The 17,379-nt window shown below is 71.5% G+C and carries 10 protein-coding genes; 6 read left to right on the top strand and 4 right to left on the bottom strand.

Annotation, left to right across the window (positions count from 1 at the left end; all coding sequences use genetic code 11):
* The first annotated feature begins 12 nt into the window (after positions 1–12).
* Positions 13–1,371 (top strand): glycoside hydrolase, encoded by a 1,359-nt coding sequence (locus tag AB0H81_RS28150; RefSeq protein ID WP_358380583.1) that lies wholly within the window; start codon positions 13–15, stop codon positions 1,369–1,371.
* 58 nt (positions 1,372–1,429) lie between these two features.
* Here the strand turns inward: AB0H81_RS28150 and AB0H81_RS28155 are convergent, their stop codons facing one another.
* On the bottom strand, positions 1,430–2,203 hold the full coding sequence (locus tag AB0H81_RS28155; RefSeq protein WP_358380585.1) for an enoyl-CoA hydratase-related protein: 774 nt from the start codon (positions 2,201–2,203) through the stop codon (positions 1,430–1,432).
* A 138-nt stretch (positions 2,204–2,341) separates the two neighbouring features.
* Between AB0H81_RS28155 and AB0H81_RS28160 the strand changes: the two genes are divergently transcribed.
* A complete protein-coding gene (locus AB0H81_RS28160; protein ID WP_358380587.1) occupies positions 2,342–4,270 on the top strand; it encodes a peptidoglycan recognition family protein in 1,929 nt (642 codons plus the stop codon).
* Here AB0H81_RS28160 and AB0H81_RS28165 read toward each other — a convergent pair.
* The gene (locus tag AB0H81_RS28165; protein ID WP_355440111.1) at positions 4,233–5,129 is read right to left on the bottom strand and encodes a MurR/RpiR family transcriptional regulator; all 897 of its coding nucleotides are present in this window, start codon (positions 5,127–5,129) and stop codon (positions 4,233–4,235) included. The genes AB0H81_RS28160 and AB0H81_RS28165 overlap by 38 nt on opposite strands.
* Positions 5,130–5,187: 58 nt before the next feature.
* Positions 5,188–7,770: an alpha-glucan family phosphorylase gene (gene glgP / locus AB0H81_RS28170; RefSeq protein WP_358380589.1), complete on the bottom strand. Its 2,583-nt coding sequence runs from the start codon at positions 7,768–7,770 to the stop codon at positions 5,188–5,190.
* 239 nt (positions 7,771–8,009) lie between these two features.
* On the opposite strand from glgP, the gene AB0H81_RS28175 reads away from it, so the two are divergent.
* The 3 genes from AB0H81_RS28175 (at position 8,010) to AB0H81_RS28185 (ending at position 13,336) form a co-directional block, all read left to right on the top strand.
* Entirely contained in the window at positions 8,010–10,163 is a 2,154-nt protein-coding gene (locus AB0H81_RS28175; RefSeq protein WP_358380591.1) for an alpha-1,4-glucan--maltose-1-phosphate maltosyltransferase, read from the top strand.
* A 71-nt stretch (positions 10,164–10,234) separates the two neighbouring features.
* Positions 10,235–11,935 carry a maltose alpha-D-glucosyltransferase gene (treS, locus tag AB0H81_RS28180; RefSeq protein WP_358380593.1) on the top strand — a complete coding sequence of 567 codons (1,701 nt, stop codon included), beginning with the start codon at positions 10,235–10,237 and terminating at the stop codon, positions 11,933–11,935.
* 3 nt (positions 11,936–11,938) lie between these two features.
* Positions 11,939–13,336 (top strand): phosphotransferase, encoded by a 1,398-nt coding sequence (locus AB0H81_RS28185; RefSeq protein WP_358380595.1) that lies wholly within the window; start codon positions 11,939–11,941, stop codon positions 13,334–13,336.
* Between the two features lie 43 nt (positions 13,337–13,379).
* Here AB0H81_RS28185 and AB0H81_RS28190 read toward each other — a convergent pair whose 3' ends face one another.
* A complete protein-coding gene (locus tag AB0H81_RS28190; RefSeq protein WP_358380597.1) occupies positions 13,380–14,234 on the bottom strand; it encodes an NAD(P)-binding domain-containing protein in 855 nt (284 codons plus the stop codon).
* 89 nt (positions 14,235–14,323) lie between these two features.
* On the opposite strand from AB0H81_RS28190, the gene AB0H81_RS28195 reads away from it, so the two are divergent.
* Positions 14,324–17,379: BTAD domain-containing putative transcriptional regulator (locus AB0H81_RS28195; protein ID WP_358380599.1), on the top strand; the 3,056-nt coding region annotated here is incomplete at its 3' end.

Raw genomic sequence — 17,379 nt, forward strand, 5'->3', positions numbered from 1 at the left:
TCGGAGGGCGCCATGTGGCGAGGCGTTGTCGCGATCACCCTGCTCGGCCTGCCGGCCGTCCACACCCCATCCACCGGCCCGCCCGCTGACGCGCCGGCCGCCGTCTCCGGCGTGATAACGGTGCGCGAGCACGTCCGCCACCAGCAGATCGACGGCTTCGGCATCTCCCAGGCGTTCCGGCGCAACGAACTGCTCCGCGCGCTGCCCGAGGCGCAGCAGCGGGAGATCCTCGACCTGTGGTTCGACCGGGCCAAGGGGGCGGGCCTCAGCATCCTGCGCCTCGGCATCGGCTCCTCCCCCGCCGGCAGCCCGTACGACCACATGGTCTCGATCCAGCCGGAGGACCCGGGCGGCCCGGACGCGCCGCCCCGCTACGTCTGGGACGGCGACGACAACAGCCAGGTCTGGGTGGCCAAGGCGGCCAAGGAGTACGGCGTGCGGCGCTTCGTCGCCGACGCCTGGAGCGCCCCCGGCTACATGAAGGACAACGGCGACGACAAGAACGGCGGCACCCTCAAGCCCGAGTGGCGCACCGCCTACGCCCGCTACCTGGCCCAGTACACCCGCTTCTACGCCCAGGAGGGCGTCAGGATCACCGACCTCGGCTTCACCAACGAGCCCGACTTCACCGCCACCTACGCCTCGATGCGGTTCACCCCGGCCGAGGCCGCCGAGTTCGTCAAGGTCCTCGGGCCCATCGCCAAGGGCGTGAACCTGGCGTGCTGCGACTCGTTCGGCTGGAAGGAGGCCAAGGCGTACTCGGCGGCCATCGAGGCCGACCCGGTGGCGCGCCGCTGGGTGAAGACCCACACCGGTCACACGTACGCCAGCCCCGTCGACGGGCCGCTGCCCACGACCCGGAAGACGTGGATGTCGGAGTGGAACCCCAACGGGAACACGTGGAACGAGCGCTGGGACGACGGCGGCGGCTACGACGGCATGACGATCGCCTCGGCCGTGCACGACGCCCTCACCCTGGGTGACGTCAGCGGCTACATCTACTGGCTCGGCGCCTCGCGCGGCGCCACCCGGGCGCTGCTCCAGATCGACGAGACGGCCAGGACCTACCACGTGTCCAAGCGGCTGTGGGCGCTGGCCGCCTACAGCCGGTTCATCCGTCCGGGAGCGGTCCGGGTGGACGCCTCGGCGGCCGACCCGGCGCTGAAAGTCTCGGCATTCCGCAACGTGGACGGCTCCAGAGTGCTGGAAATCCTCAACACGGGAACCGCCCCGATCACGTGGAAGGGCGTAGCCGGCCGGGCGACGGCGTACGTGACGGACGAGGCCAACGACCTGACCCCGTCCCCGGTCACCGCCCGCACGGTGACGCTCGCACCGCGATCGCTCACGACGGTGGTGGTCAGGGGCTGACGCCATGGAAGCCGGGGCCGGGGAGACCGCGGCCCCGGTGACGTGACAGAAGGAAAGATCAGCGCCCGGAGAACTTCGGCCGGGACTTCTCGGCGAAGGCCGTCATGCCGGTGCGGGCGTCCTCGGTCGCGAACAATCCCGAGAACTGCAGGCGCTCGATCTCCAGACCCGTGTCGAGGTCGGTCTCCAGCCCCTGGTCGACGGCCTGCTTGGCGGCCCGCAGCGCCACCGTGGGCCCGTCGGCGAACGTGGCCGCCCACTCCAGCGCCGCCGTGTACACCTCGGCGTCCGGCACGACCCGGTCGACCAGCCCCATCGCGAGCGCCTCGTCCGCCGCGACGTGCCGGCCGCTGAAGATGAGGTCCTTGGCCCTGGACGGCCCGACCAGGCGCGGCAGCCGCTGCGTGCCGCCCGCGCCGGGGATGATGCCGAGCTGGATCTCCGGCTGGCCGAGCCTGGCCGACTCCCCCGCGACGCGGAAGTCGGCGCACAACGCGAGCTCGCACCCGCCCCCGAGGGCGTAGCCGGTGACGGCGGCGATGACGGGCTTGCCGATGCGCGCGACCGCCGTGAAGCAGTCCTGCAGGGTGCGGGAGTGCAGGGCCATGTCGGCGTACGACATGGTGGCCATCTCCTTGATGTCGGCGCCGGCGGCGAAGACCCGCTCGCCGCCGTAGAGCACGACCGCGTGGACGGCGGGGTCGGCGTCGACGGCGCGGGCCGCCTCGGCGATCTCCCGCTGGACCTGGCCGTTGAGGGCGTTCATCTTGGGGCGGTCGAGCCTGATGGTGGCGATCTGCCCGGCGACCTCTACGCGTACGAACTCAGCCATGCCCCGAACCCTACAAGAGCGCCCCCGCGAGGATCCGGCGCCGTCAACGCGTGAAAAAATCCTTCGCAAAGCTCTCGCCGCAGAAAGAAAATATTGAGACGCTGTGCCTGCAGCACCCCCAGCAGTCTAGGAGCGCCCATGCGCAGAGCGCTGGCGATCGCCGCGGTCGCCTTTCTCCCCTTAGCGAGCACGTTAGCGAGCATCCCCACGGCGGCGCAGGCCGCCGAGCCGGACGACCGGCAGCAGGCGTTCACCGCCGCCGCCGCGGAGTTCAAGGTTCCCGAGAGTGTCCTGCTGGGCGTCTCCTACCTGGAGTCGCGCTGGGACGCCCACGCCGGCCAGCCCAGCAACAACGCCGGGTTCGGCCCCATGCACCTGACCGACGCCGCCTCCTTCACCGGCTCCAACCACCACGGCGAGAGCGAGGAGGACGCCCGCGGCGACGAGAGCCGCCCGCTGGCCGCCCCCGCCGAGACTCCCGCGCCCGCCGAGATCCCCGCCTCGCTGCGCACCATCGAGAAGGCCGCCGAGCTCACCGGCGAGAGCCGCGAGAAGCTGCGCGCCGACGACGCCGCCAACATCCGGGGCGGTGCGGCGCTGCTCGCCGACTACCAGAAGTCGCTCGGCGCGCCGCTGAGCGACGACCCCGGCGAGTGGTACGGCGCGGTCGCGAAGTACTCCGGCGCCGAGGAGTCGCAGGCCGCCAAGGTCTTCGCCGACGAGGTGTACACCACGATCAAGGAGGGCGCCGACCGGGTCACCGACGACGGCGGCCGCGTCACCCTCAAGCCGGTGCCCGGCCTGGAGGCCGTGGAGAAGTGGCTGGAGAAGCTCGGCCTGCGCCCGCCGCGCCGCGACGGCGTCGAGTGCCCGCCCACGATCTCCTGCGAGTGGATCCCGGCCGCCTACGCCCAGCTCCCGAACAACGACTACGGCCACTACGACCTGGCCAACCGCCCCTTCAGCCAGAAGGTGGACTACATCGTCATCCATGACATGGAGGGCTACTGGGCGCCCTCGGTCAAGCTCAACCAGGACCCGAAGTGGCCCGGGAGCTGGCACTACTCCGTCCGCTCCAGCGACGGCCACATCGCCCAGCAGATCAAGACCAAGGACGTCGGCTGGCAGGCCGGCAACTGGTACATCAACGCCAAGTCCATCGGCATCGAGCACGAGGGCTTCCTGGCCGAGGGCAGCACCTGGTACACCGAGGCGATGTACCGGTCGTCGGCCAAGCTGGTGCGCTACCTGGCGCTGCGCCACGGCGTGCCGCTCGACCGCGCGCACATCATCGGCCACGACAACGTGCCCGGCACGCTGCCGACCACGGTGAGGGGCATGCACGAGGACCCGGGCCCGTTCTGGGACTGGGCGCACTACTTCCAGCTGATCGGCGCCCCGCTGCACCAGTTCGGCGGGCCCAGGTCCGGATCCGTCATGATCAAGCCGGACTTCGCGACGAACAAGCCGTACTTCTACGGCTGTGACCGCAAGAACCCGGAGAAGGCCTGCCCGCCGCTGCCCGCCTCCACGGTCTGGCTGCGCACCGAGCCGCGCGCCGACGCCCCGCTGATCAAGGACATCGGCAAGCACCCCACGGGCGACTCGCTCTACAGCGTGTACGACCACAGCGCCCGGGCCACCACCGGCCAGCGCTTCGCCGTGGCCGACCGGCAGGGCGACTGGACCGCGATCTGGTACCTCGGCCAGAAGGCGTGGTTCCACAACCCCGCCTCCGCGCCGACCGCCGTGCCCTCCATGGGCCTCGTGGTGACGCCCAAGCCCGGCCTCGCCACGGTCCCGGTGTACGGCAGGGCCTACCCGGAGAAGGAGGCGTACCCGGCCGAAGTCCCGTACCAGGCGGTCACCCCGCTGCAGTACACGTTCTCGGCCGGCGAGAAGTACACGCTGTCCGGCCCGGCGGCGACCGAGTACTACCGGGCGGTCACCTTCGAGCCGGAGCCGCACACCGTGGTCAAGGGCAAGACGAAGTACCTGCAGATCCAGTTCGGGCACCGCGTCATGTTCGTCAAGGCTGACGACGTGCGTGTGATGTTCTCCGGGTGAACTCCTGAACGGCGCGCCTGGTGCTGTTCCACGCCTCCTGGGAGGAGTCGAACGTGCGCTGGGCGACGCCGACGAACACGCAGTCGATGACCAGGAGCTGGCTGATACGGCTGGCCAGCGCGCCGGGACGGAACTCCGTCTCGCGCCCGGCCGAGATGAGCACGTGCTCGGCCAGCTCCGCGATCGTCGAGCGCGGGTTGTTGGTGATCGCCACGGTGGTGGCGCCGGCCTCCTTGGCCCGGCCCAGCGGCTCCAGCACGTCCGGCGTCTCGCCGGACGTGCTGATGCCGATGGCGACGTCGCCGGGCTTGAGGAGGACGGCGCTGGTCAGCGCCAGGTGGGCGTCCTGGAAGGCGTGGCTGGACAGGCCGATGCGCAGCAGCTTCTGCGCGACGTCCGCCGCCACCAGGCCCGAGGCGCCCACACCGTACGCGTCGACCCGCCGGGCCCCCACGATGGCGTCGATGACCAGGCCGAGCCGCTCGGAGGTGAGCTGGGCGACCGTGTCGTTGATCGCCTCGGACTCGGCCCTGGCCACCTTGACGATGACTTCCGACAGCGGGTCGTCGGGGGCGAGGTCGCCGGGCACCAGCCGGTCGGGCTGCGCGGCGGCCGCGGCCAGGGCCAGCCGGAGCTGCGGGTAGCCCGCGAAGCCCAGCAGCCTGGCCGTGCGCACGATCGTGGCCTCGCTGGTGCCCGAGGCGGCGGACAGCTCGGTGATGGTGCTCCGCGCCACCGTCGCGGGATCCTCCAGGATGAGGCGGGCGACGGTCTGCGCGGCGGGCGTCAGCGAGGGCAGCACGCCGCGGACCGTGGCCACCAGAGTGTCGGCGCGCACGCCGTTCCCGCTGTCGTCCACAACCCGATTATCCAGCGCCGTCAAGGCCTGCCACCCCGTCCGGACGGCGTCCCTGCCGTCACCGCAGGGTGCCGTTGGTCATCCCGACCGGCTCCTCTGGCACGGTGACCAGCCCGAGCTCGGCCGGCGAGGCCGCCAGCGGGTGGTGGGGCACGGCCCGGACCGTGTAGCCGAACGGACCCGTGCGGTCCAGCGGCACCACGCCCGCGTAGTGGGCGCGGCCGTCGTCGTCGGTGTCGACGGGCGTGAGCGCCAGGTAGCTCGGGTGGACCAGCTCGTCGTGCGGCCCGACCCGGCCGTAGGCGGCCTGGACGAGCACGTCGTCCGGGGTCAGGTCGCCGAGCGCGATCGTGGCCCGCAGCTCCAGCACGTTGCCCACCTCGGGGGTGTCGCCGACGCCGGACGCCTCCACGTGCTCGACCCGCACCCCCGGCCACGCCTTGGCCACGCGCAGCCGCCAGGCCGCGAACGAGCGGGCCCCGGAGCAGGACTCGGCCGCGAGCGCGCGGCCCGCCTTGGCCGCCGGCGTGTACAGGCCGAGGACGTAGTCGCGCAGCATCCGGCCGGCCAGCACCTTGGGCCCGAGCGAGGTCAGCGTGTGCTTGACCATCTCCATCCAGCGGCGCGGCAGCCCGTCGGCCGCCCGGTCGTAGAACCGGTCGGACACCTCGTGCTCGATCAGGTCGTAGAGGGCGGCGGCCTCCAGCTCGTCACGCCGGTCCGGGTCGGCGACGCCGTCGGCCGTGGGAATCGCCCAGCCGTTGGTGCCGTCGTACCACTCGTCCCACCACCCGTCGCGGATGGACAGGTTGAGCCCGCCGTTCAGTGCCGACTTCATGCCCGACGTGCCGGACGCCTCCAGCGGGCGCAGCGGGTTGTTCAGCCACACGTCGCTGCCCTGCGTCATGAGCTGGCCGAGCGCCATGTCGTAGTCGGGCAGGAACACGATGCGGTGACGGACCTCGGGCTGGTCGGCGAACTTGACGATCTGCTGGATCAGCTTCTTGCCGCCCTCGTCGGCCGGGTGGGCCTTGCCGGCGATCACGATCTGCACCGGCTTGTCCGGGTCGAGCAGCAGGCTCTTGAGCCGCTCGGGGTCGCGCAGCATGAGCGTGAGCCGCTTGTACGACGGCACGCGCCGGGCGAAGCCGATCGTCAGCACGTCGGGGTCGAGGACGTCGTCGATCCAGCCGAGCTCGGCGTCGGAGGCGCCACGGTCGCGCCAGGAGCGGCGCAGCCGGACCCGGGCGCCCTCGACCAGGCGGCGCCGCAGGGTGCGCCGGATGTCCCAGAGGTCGGCGTCGGCGATCTTCTGGATGCCGTCCCAGCCGCGCGCCCGCTCGACGAGCGTGGGCAGCTCGCGCCCGGCCAGTTCCATCAGCTCGCGGCCCACCCAGGTGGGGGCGTGGACGCCGTTGGTGATCGAGCCGATCGGCACCTCGTCCAGGTCGAAGCCGGGCCAGAGGTCCTTGAACATCTCCCGGCTGACCTCGCCGTGCAGCTCCGAGACGCCGTTGACGCGCTGGGCCAGCCGCATGCCCATGACCGCCATGTTGAAGCGGCTGGGGTCGGCCTCGGCGCCCAGGGCGAGGATGCGCTCCACGGGCACGGTCGGCCAGGCGTTGTCGCCGCCGAAGTGCCGCTCGATCATCTCGATGGGGAAGCGGTCGATGCCCGCGGGCACCGGGGTGTGCGTGGTGAAGACCGTGCCGGCCCGCACGGCCTCCAGGGCCTCGTCGAACGACAGCCGCGCCTCGGTCAGCTCGCGGATGCGCTCCAGGCCGAGGAACCCGGCGTGGCCCTCGTTGGTGTGGAAGACCTCCGGGTCCGCGTGGCCGGTGATGCGGCAGTAGGCGCGGATGGCGCGCACGCCGCCCACGCCGAGCAGCAGCTCCTGCATGAGCCGGTGGTCGGTGCCGCCGCCGTAGAGGCGGTCGGTGACGTCGCGGGCCGCGCTGTCGTTGTCGGCCACGTCGGAGTCGAGCAGGAGCAGCGGCACGCGGCCGACCTGGGCCACCCAGAGCTGGGCGTGCAGGGCGCGCCCCTCGGGCAGGCCCACGCGGATCTTGACGGGGGTGCCGTCCTCCTCCTTCAGGAGGGTCAGCGGCAGGCCGCCCGCGTCGAGCGACGGGTAGTGCTCCATCTGCCAGCCCTCGGGCGACAGCGACTGGGTGAAGTAGCCGTGCCGGTAGAGCAGGCCCACGGCGAGGATGGGGACGCCGAGGTCGCTCGCGGCCTTGAGGTGGTCTCCGGCCAGGATCCCGAGCCCGCCTGAGTACTGCGGGAGCGCGGCGGCGATGCCGTACTCGGGGGAGAAGTAGGCGATGGCACGCGCGGCGTCGGGCAGCGTCTGGTACCACCGGGGGGCGGTCATGTACTCGCGAAGGTCGTCGGCGGCGTCGGCGAGACGGCGCAGGAAGCGGCGGTCGGCGGCCAGCTCGGACAGCCTGGCCGGGTCCACGGCGCCGAGGAGGGCCACCGGGTCGTGACCCACCTGTTCCCACAGGCGCGGGTCGACCTCGGCGAACAGGTCTGTGGTCTCGGGGTGCCACGACCAGCGCAGGTTGTGGACCAGCTCGCCGAGTGCGGCCAGCTCCCGGGGCAGGACTGTGCGTACGGTAAACCGGCGGATTGCTCTCACGTTTGTGCACCCTATGGGCTAGGAGGGACCTCTCAGTCCCTCACCCTCAGCAAGGACGTTCAAACCCCTTCCGGGAAGAAGCATGAACCGCGACGATTGGGGCAACTTCCACCATTGTCGGTTCTCCCGGGGACACGGGAGGTCTATCCACTGCTGCCCACAATTTACATGCAAGGATCGTTCTTGCCACGGAAGCCTCCGGCGGTACCGAGTGTGCCGTCGCAACCTCGAAATGCGCGATGATCGGAAGAATTCCCATCACGGACATCCACCCCGTCGTCGACTGCGGGCACTGGCCCGCCAAGGCGGTCGCCGGCGAGACCTTCCAGGTCTCGGCGACCGTGTTCCGAGAAGGCCACGACGCCGTGGCCGCGGGCGTGGTCCTCACCGCGCCCGACGGGCAGCGTGATCGGCTGAGACCGATGCGCGAGCTCTCACCGGGCACCGACCGGTGGGGCGTCGAGGTCTGCCTGCCCACCGAGGGCGAGTGGCTGTTCCGCGTGGAGGCGTGGAGCGACCCCGTCGCGACCTGGCTGCACGACGCCGAGATCAAGATCCCGCGCGGCATGGACGTCGACCTGATGTGCGAGGAGGGCGCCCGGCTGTTCGAGCGGGCGGCCCGCGGCGTGCGGCAGGCCGACTGCCCCGCTCCCGGCGGGCGCACGACGCCCCAGGCCAGGAACGGGCACATCCCGGCCGATCCGGCCAGGGCCGCCGCCCGCGCGGCGGCCAAGCAGGGGACCGAGAAGCAGGGGGCGCAGAAGGAGGCGAACGGCGAGAGCGCGTGCGGCCACCGCGCGGCGCTGCTCGCGATCGCGTCCACGCTGCGTGACGAGGAGCTGGACCCGCGGGCGCGGCTGTCGATCGTCCAGCTTCCCGAGACGGCGGCGTTGCTGGAGGCGCACCCGCTGCGCGACCTGGTCACCAGATCACGGCCGAGGAAGATCCAGGTCGATCGACGCAGGGCCTTGTACGGCTCGTGGTACGAGTTCTTCCCGCGGTCGGAAGGCGCCCTGGTCGACGAGGCCGGCATCACCAAGTCCGGAAGCTTCCAGACAGCGGCCAAGCGGCTTCCCGCGGTCGCCAAGATGGGCTTCGACGTCGTGTACCTGCCGCCGATCCACCCCATCGGGCACACGTTCCGCAAGGGGCGCAACAACACGCTCAGCCCCGAGCCCGACGAGCCGGGCTCGCCGTGGGCGATCGGCTCGGAGGAGGGCGGGCACGACGCCGTCCATCCCGACCTCGGCACGATCGAGGACTTCGACGCGTTCGTGGCCCGCACCCGCGAGCTGGGCATGGAGGTCGCACTCGATCTGGCGCTCCAGTGCTCCCCCGACCATCCGTGGGTCAAGGAGCATCCCGAGTGGTTCACGATCCGGGCCGACGGCACGATCGCGTACGCCGAGAACCCGCCCAAGAAGTACCAGGACATCTACCCGATCAACTTCGACAAGGATCCCGAGGGCATCTTCGCCGAGGTCCGGCGGGTGGTCCGGTACTGGATGGACCACGGCGTGCGGATCTTCCGGGTGGACAACCCGCACACCAAGCCGGTGGGCTTCTGGGAGCGGCTGCTGGCCGACATCCAGCGGACCGACCCGGACGTGCTGTTCCTGGCCGAGGCGTTCACCCGGCCGGCGATGCTGCAGACGCTGGCCAAGGTCGGCTTCCACCAGTCGTACACGTACTTCACGTGGAAGAACTCCAAGACGGACGTGGAGTCCTACCTGTCGGAGCTGGCCCAGGACACGTCGTCGTTCCTGCGGCCCAACCTGTTCGTCAACACGCCGGACATCCTGCACGAATACCTCCAGCACGGAGGGATTCCCGCGTTCAAGATCCGTGCCGTGCTGGCCGCGCTGACGTCGCCGACGTGGGGCGTGTATTCGGGGTACGAACTCGGGGAAAACACTCCGGTTCGCCCCGGAAGTGAAGAATATCTAGATAGCGAGAAATATCAGTACAGACCTCGCGATTGGGATGCGGCGGAGCGAGAAGGTCGTACGCTTGCCCCGTTCATCACGCACCTTAATTTGTTCCGAAGAGCCCATCCGGCACTCCAGGAATTGCGTAATCTACGGTTTCACCGCGTCGACCAACCGGATATGGTCTGCTTCTCCAAGCGACTCCCGGGCGCCTACGACCCGGCCACACGACGGCACGGGCTGGGCGACGTCGTCCTTGCGGTCGTCAACCTCGATCCGCACCACACCCACGAGGCGACGGTCGATCTGGACATGCCCGCGCTCGGCCTGGACTGGAACGCGGAGTTCGTGGTTGACGACGAACTGTCCGGCGAGTCGTATCGATGGCGGCAGGGGAATTATGTCCGCCTCGATCCCCATATCCATCCTGCCCACATCTTCACGGTTCGAGCCGCGCCACGGTAGACCAGAATTCAGCGGGGAGTCTTCAACGTGTGTGTTAGCGCCTCCCTCATGAGCCCGGCGAAGGAGGGCTCATGAGCTCCACACCCATACCCAACCCCTTCGACGAGGAGAAGCCTCGCGACCCGTACTGGTACAAGCGCGCGGTCTTCTACGAGGTCCTGATCAGGGGTTTCTCCGATTCCAACGGAGACGGCACCGGCGACATCAAGGGCCTGATCGGCAAACTCGACTACCTCCAGTGGCTCGGCGTCGACTGCCTGTGGCTGCTGCCGCTGTACGAGTCGCCGCTGCGTGACGGCGGCTACGACATCGCCGACTTCATGAAGATCCTCCCCGAGTTCGGAGACCTGGGGGACTTCGTGAAGCTGGTCGACGAGGCCCACAAGCGGGGCATGCGCGTCATCGCCGACCTGGTCATGAACCACACCAGCGACGCCCACCCGTGGTTCCAGGCGTCCCGGCACGACCCCGAGGGCCCGTTCGGCGACTTCTACGTCTGGTCCGACACCGACACGGCCTACGCCGACGCGCGGATCATCTTCATCGACACCGAGACGTCCAACTGGACCTACGACCCGGTGCGCGGCCAGTACTACTGGCACCGGTTCTTCCACCACCAGCCCGACCTCAACTACGAGAACCCGGCCGTGCAGGACGCCATGCTGGAGGTCCTGCGCTTCTGGCTCGACCTCGGCATCGACGGGTTCCGGCTGGACGCGGTGCCCTACCTGTTCGAGGAGGAGGGCACCAACTGCGAGAACCTGCCGAGGACCCACGAGTACCTCAAGCGGGTGCGCGCCGAGGTGGACCGGCTCTACCCCGACAGCGTCCTGCTGGCCGAGGCCAACCAGTGGCCGTCGGACGTGGTGGACTACTTCGGCGACCCGGTCGGCGGGGGCGACGAGTGCCACATGGCGTTCCACTTCCCGCTGATGCCGCGCATCTTCATGGCCGTGCGCCGGGAGTCGCGCTACCCCATCTCCGAGATCCTGGCCCAGACCCCCAAGATCCCCGAGAACTGCCAGTGGGGCATCTTCCTCCGCAACCACGACGAGCTGACGCTCGAGATGGTGACGGACGAGGAACGCGACTACATGTACGCCGAGTACGCCAAGGACCCGCGCATGCGCGCCAATGTCGGCATCCGCCGGCGCCTGGCGCCGCTGCTGGAGAACGACCGCAACCAGATCGAGCTGTTCACCGCGCTGCTCCTGTCGCTGCCCGGCTCGCCGGTGCTCTACTACGGCGACGAGATCGGCATGGGCGACAACATCTGGCTGGGCGACCGCGACGGCGTGCGCACCCCCATGCAGTGGGACCCCGACCGCAACGCCGGGTTCTCCGACTGCGACCCGGGGCGGCTCTACCTGCCGGTGATCATGGACCCGATCTACGGCTACCAGGGCCTCAACGTCGAGGCGCAGCAGAAGAACGCCGGTTCGCTGCTGCACTGGACCCGCCGCATGATCGAGATCCGCAAGCGCCACCCGGTGTTCGGGCTCGGCGAGTTCATCGAGCTCAACTCCTCCAACCCGAGCGTCCTCGCGTTCGTCCGCGAGCTGGGCGACGACCGGATGCTGTGCGTCAACAACCTCTCCCGCTTCCCCCAGCCGGTGGAGCTGGACCTGCGGAGATTCGTCGGGGTGTCCCCGGTGGAGACCATGGGCGGGGTCCCATTCCCACCAATTGGCGAGCTTCCGTATCTTTTGACGCTTCCGGGGCATGGGTTCTATTGGTTCACCCTCCCGCCGGCAGCCACCCAGGAGGAATAAGACGTGCTTGAGGAGCTCCTTGCCGCATGGATCGGACGTCAGCGATGGTTCGGCGGCAAGGGGCGCCCGATCGACAGAGTGTCGATCGACTCCGACGCCACGATCGAGGCGGGCGATCCCGGCCTGCGACATCTCGTGGTGTCGGTGTGGCAGGACGGCACACGTGACCGCTACCAGGTGCTCCTGGGCCTGCGCTCCGAGCTGCCCGACCGGCTCAAGCACGCCCTGATCGGCATGTACGGCCCGTACTCCTTCGACGACGGCCCCTCCCACGACGAGTGGTGCGCCTACGACGCCGTCCACGACCACGAGCTGACCCCGTGGCTGCTCGAATGCATGGGCCGCGACTGCGACTGGGAGACGGTGCGCTTCCGCCACCTCCCGGGCGTCGAGATCGACACCTCCCTGCGCAGCATCGTGCTCGGGGCCGAGCAGTCCAACACCTCGCTCGTGTACGGCGACGCGTACATCTGCAAGCTGTTCCGGCGGCTCGTCCCCGGCGTCAACCCCGAGCTGGAGGTCATCACCGCGCTGGCCGAGCGCAACGCCCCGCACATCGCCCAGCCGTACGGATGGGTCGAGACCGACCTCGACGGGACCCCCACGACGCTGGCGATCACGCAGGAGTTCCTCTCCAACTCCAACGACGGCTGGGACCTCGCGCTCGCCAGCGTCCGCGACCTCTACGCCATGACGCCCGACGACGCCTACGGGGAGTCCGCCCCCGTCAGGGCGGCCGACGCGGGCGGCGACTTCGCCGGCGAGTCGTTCCGGCTCGGCGCCGCCACCGCGCGCGTCCACCACGAGCTGGCCGCGGCGTTCCCCACCGACGTCATCGAGATCCCCGAGGTCAAGCGGATGGCCGAGGGCTTCAGACGGCGGCTCGCCCGAGCCGTCTCCGAGGTGCCGGACCTGCGCGAGCACGTCGGCACGATCGAGGCCGTCTACCACCGGGTGGAGGAGCTGACCTCCGAGGTGCCCGTGCAGCGGGTCCACGGCGACTACCACCTCGGCCAGGTGATGCGCACCAACACCGACTGGGTGGTGCTGGACTTCGAGGGCGAGCCGGGGCAGCCGCTGGCCGAGCGCCGGGCGCTGTCGTCGCCGCTGCGCGACGTGGCGGGCATGCTGCGCTCGTTCGACTACGCCGCCAGGCACCTGCTGACCGACCGGCCCGACGCGGCGGAGCTGGAGCCGCGGGCCGAGGAGTGGGCGGCCCGCAACCGTTCCGCGTTCCTCGACGGCTACGCCGAGGGCGGCGGGACCATCTCCCCGGCCGACTCGGCGCTGCTCAAGGCGTTCGAGATGGCCAAGGCGGTGTACGAGGTGGTCTACGAGGCGCGCAACCGGCCCGCGTGGGTCGGCATCCCGCTGGCCGCCTTCCGCCGCACCGGCCTCTGACGCCGCAGGGTTCGGTCCCGCTTCAGCGCAGCTCTTCGATGCTTCAGCGCAGCTCTTCGATCAGGCCGGGCAGGCCCTCGGCACCGTGCCCGCGGGCCGCCCGGCGCTCCAGGATCTCCTTCATCGGCAGCAGCAGGTCCGGCTTGACCCCCTGCTCCTCGAACGCGATCACCAGGTTGGCCATGCCCACCCGGTTGACCTCCAGGTTGGAGACCTCGGTCGCGTAGTCGCCCTTCTCGATCTCCTCGGCCCAGCGCGGCTGGGCCGCGGCCATCGCGTGCAGCCATGGCACGAGCAGCGTCTCGGTGAACTCGCGCACCGGCCGCCCCTCGGAGGCGATCAGCGCCGCCGCCTCCAGGAACCCGGCGATCTGGCCGTACATGCCGGTGAGCATGGCCAGGTCGTACAGCGGGGCCAACCCCGGGTCCTCGCCCAGGTAGCGGGGCTCGGCGAGGGGCTTCAGCGCCGCCTCGTGGCGGGCGAAGGCGGCCCGCGAGCCGCTGTAGAGGATCAGCGCGCCGGGCTGCCCGATCATCTGCGGGATGGCCATGATGCCGCCGTCCAGGTAGTCACCGCCGCGCCCGATCAGCCGTTCGCCGGTCTCGCGGGCCTCGGCCGGGCGGCCGTTGGTGAGGTTCAGCACCGTACGGCCCGCCAGGTCGGCGCCGTCCAGGACCTCGTGGACGGCCTGGTAGTCGAGCACGCAGACGATCGCCAGCGGGGCGGCCGCGACGGCCTCGCCCGGGGTGGCGGCACGGGTGGCGCCCTTGGCGACCAGGGCGTCGGCCTTGGCGGCCGAGCGGTTCCACACGGTGACGCGGTGGCCGGCCGCCAGCAGGGTCTCGGCCAGGGCCGTGCCCATGAGGCCGAGCCCAAGCACCGCAATATTCTCCGACATTTCAGCATTCCTCACGTTGTGGGCGGGACGGGAATCCACGGTGCCGGGCCGGGGTTATGGTCGCGTTCGGAGAGTGTTATGGGGGGCTGATGCGGTTCGGGGTGCTGGGACCGCCGGCGGTGTGGACGCCCGGCGGCGAGCCCGTCCAGGTGCCGGAGGCGAAGGTCCGCACGCTCCTCACCGACCTGCTGGCCCACCGCGGCACGCCCGTCTCCGCCGACCGGCTGATCCTCGACCTGTGGGGCGAGCGCCCGCCCGCCGGCGCGCCCGCCGCGCTGCGGGTCAAGGTGTCGCAGCTGCGCCGCGTCCTCGGCGACCGCGACCTGATCGTGCACCAGGCGCGCGGGTACGCGCTGCGGACCGGCGCGGCGCACGAGGTGGACGCCGACCGGTTCGAGGACCTCCTGGGCCGCGCCCGCCGGGACGACGACCCGCGCGGGCGGCGGACGCTGCTGGACGAGGCACTGGGTCTGTGGCGGGGCCCCGCCTACGCCGGGTACCGCGACGAGGAGTTCACCCGCGCCGAGACCGTCCGGCTGGACGAGCTGCGGCTGGTGGCCCTGGAGGAGCTGGCGGGGACACGGCTCGCGCTGGGCGAGCACGGCCCCGTGGCCGCCGACCTCGCGGGCGTCGTCGCCGAGCACCCGCTGCGCGAACGGCTGCGGGCCCTCCACGTGCGCGCCCTGTACGGGGCGGGACGGCAGGGCGAGGCGCTGGCGAGCTACGCCGACCTGCGTGCCCGGCTGGCGGACGAACTGGGCGTCGACCCGGGGCCCGAACTGGTGTCGCTGCAGCAGGCGATCCTGCGCCACGCCCCCTCCCTGGGGAGCCCATCCTCCTCGGGAAGCCCGTCCTCCCTCGTGGATCCGTCCTCCCCCGGGGATCCGTCCTCCACGGGGGCTTCGCTCCTCTCCCCCGCGGGCGGGCTGCCGGCGCCGCTGACCTCGCTGGTGGGCAGAGGGGAGGCGGTGGAAGAGGTGCGCGCCCTGCTGCACGCGAACCGGCTGGTCACGCTCACCGGACCGGGTGGCGTCGGCAAGACGCGGCTGGCGCTGGAGGTGGCGGCGGATTCCGGGCGGCCCTTCCCCGGTGGTGTGTGGATGGTCGAGTTGGCCGCGTCCACGCCCGCCGGGGTGACCGAGGCCGTGGCGGGCGCGCTGGGGTTGCGGGACGACGTTCCGGGGTCGCTGACGGACCGGCTGGCCGCGGCGCTGCGGTCCGGGTCCGGGTCCGGGTCCGGGTCCGGCGAGAGGCTGCTCGTGCTGGACAACTGTGAGCACGTGGTGGAGGAGGTCGCCGCCCTCGCCGGGATGCTGTTGCGGGCAGCGCCCGGACTGCGGATCCTCGCCACCAGCCGGGAGTCCCTGCGCGTGCCGGGCGAGGCCCTGTGGGGCCTCCCACCTTTGAGCGTGGAGGCCGCGGTCGAGCTGCTGACGTCCCGCGCGGGCATGTCCACCACCGGCACGTCCACCACCGGCATGTCCACCACGGGCATGTCCACCACGGGCACGGGGCGCTCGGACACGGGGCGCTCGGATGCGGGGCGCTCGGATGCGGATGACGAGCGGAGTGCGCTCGTGGAGATCTGCGTGCGGCTCGACGGCATCCCCCTGGCCCTGGAGCTGGCCGCCACCCGGCTGCGCGCCCTCACGCCCCGGGGGCTCGCCGACCGCCTCGACGACCGGTTCCGCGTCCTCGCCCCTGGGCTGCGCGGAGCCCCGGCCAGGCAGCGGACCCTCCGCGCCATGATCGACTGGAGCTGGGAGCTGCTCGGCGAGGAGGAGCGGCTGGTGCTGCGGCGGCTCGCGGTCCACGCCGGCGGCTGCACGCTGGAGGCCGCCGAGGCGGTCTGTGGAGAGCCCGGCCTCGACGTGCTCGGTCCGCTGTCCCAGTTGGTGGACCGGTCGCTCGTGGTGCGGTCGGCGGACGGCAGGTACCGGCTGCTGGAGTCGGTGGCGGCCTACTGCCTGGAACGGCTGACCGAGGCGGGCGAGCTGGACGCCGTCCGGCTGCGGCACGTCCGCCACCACGCCGACCTCGCCGAGCGCGCCGAGCCGTCCCTGTACGGGCACGATCAGCGCCGCGTCCTCACCCTGCTCGACGCCGAGAGCGCCAACATCCGCGCGGCGATCGACCACGCCGTACGGCTCGGCGCGGCCGGCGAGGCGGTCCGGCTCGTGAACGCGCTGGCCTGGTACTGGGTGCTGCGCGGCAGGCTGGGCGAGGGCCGCCGCGCCCTGGAGGCCGCGCTGTCCGTCGCGCCGCCGGAAACAACGACCCGGGAGACGGCCGCCCAAAAGCCGGCGGCGCTGGAGACGTCAGGTGCCGCACGGGCGCGGTTGTGGCTGCACGGGCTGGAGGCGCTGGACGGGCGGCCTCTCCCGCTCGATCCCGCCCTGTTGGAGGCGGTCGAGGACCCGGCGGCCCGGGCCAGGGCGCGCTGGTTCGCGGGCTTCGCGCTGTTCGGCTACGACGACCTGGCGGAGAGCATGGGGCTGGTCGAGTCGGCGCTGGCCGACTTCGAGGCCCTGGACGACCGGTGGGGCACGGCCGCCGCGCTCAGCGTACGGGCCAGGTGGGCGGGCATGCGGGGCGATCTCGCGGCGCTCCGGCGCGACGGGGAGCGGGCGCTGGCGCTCTTCCGCGAGAGCGGCGACAGGTGGGGCGAGATGCGGGCCGGCGAGAGCCTCGGCACGCTCGCGGAGATCACCGGCGACTACGAGCGCGCCGCGGCGCTGCGGCGCGACGGGCTGCGGATGGCCGAGGAGCTGGGCCTGTGGGGCGCGGCCTGCGACGCGCTGTCACGGCTGGGCAGGATCGCCATGCTGACCGGTGACCACGCGGGGGCGGAGGACTACCACGAGCGGGCCAGGGCGCTGGCCGTGTCGCAGTCCAACCGGCCCGCGGAGCAGTTCGCCGAGATGGGTCTCGCGCTCGGGGCCCGCCGTCAGGGCAGGCTGGACGAGGCGGACCGGCTGCTGCGCAGGTGGATCGGCTGGGTGCGCGAGGTGTCGGGGGCGCCCGGGGAGGCGCTGATCCTCGCCGAGCAGGGCTTCGTCGCGGAGCTGCGCGGGGACGCGCCGGCCGCACAGAGGTTGCAGCTGGGCGCGTACGCCGCGGCGCGACACGTCGGCGACCCGCGCGC

The sequence above is a fragment of the Nonomuraea sp. NPDC050691 genome, from assembly GCF_040654455.1.
In the GTDB taxonomy this organism is placed as follows: domain Bacteria; phylum Actinomycetota; class Actinomycetes; order Streptosporangiales; family Streptosporangiaceae; genus Nonomuraea.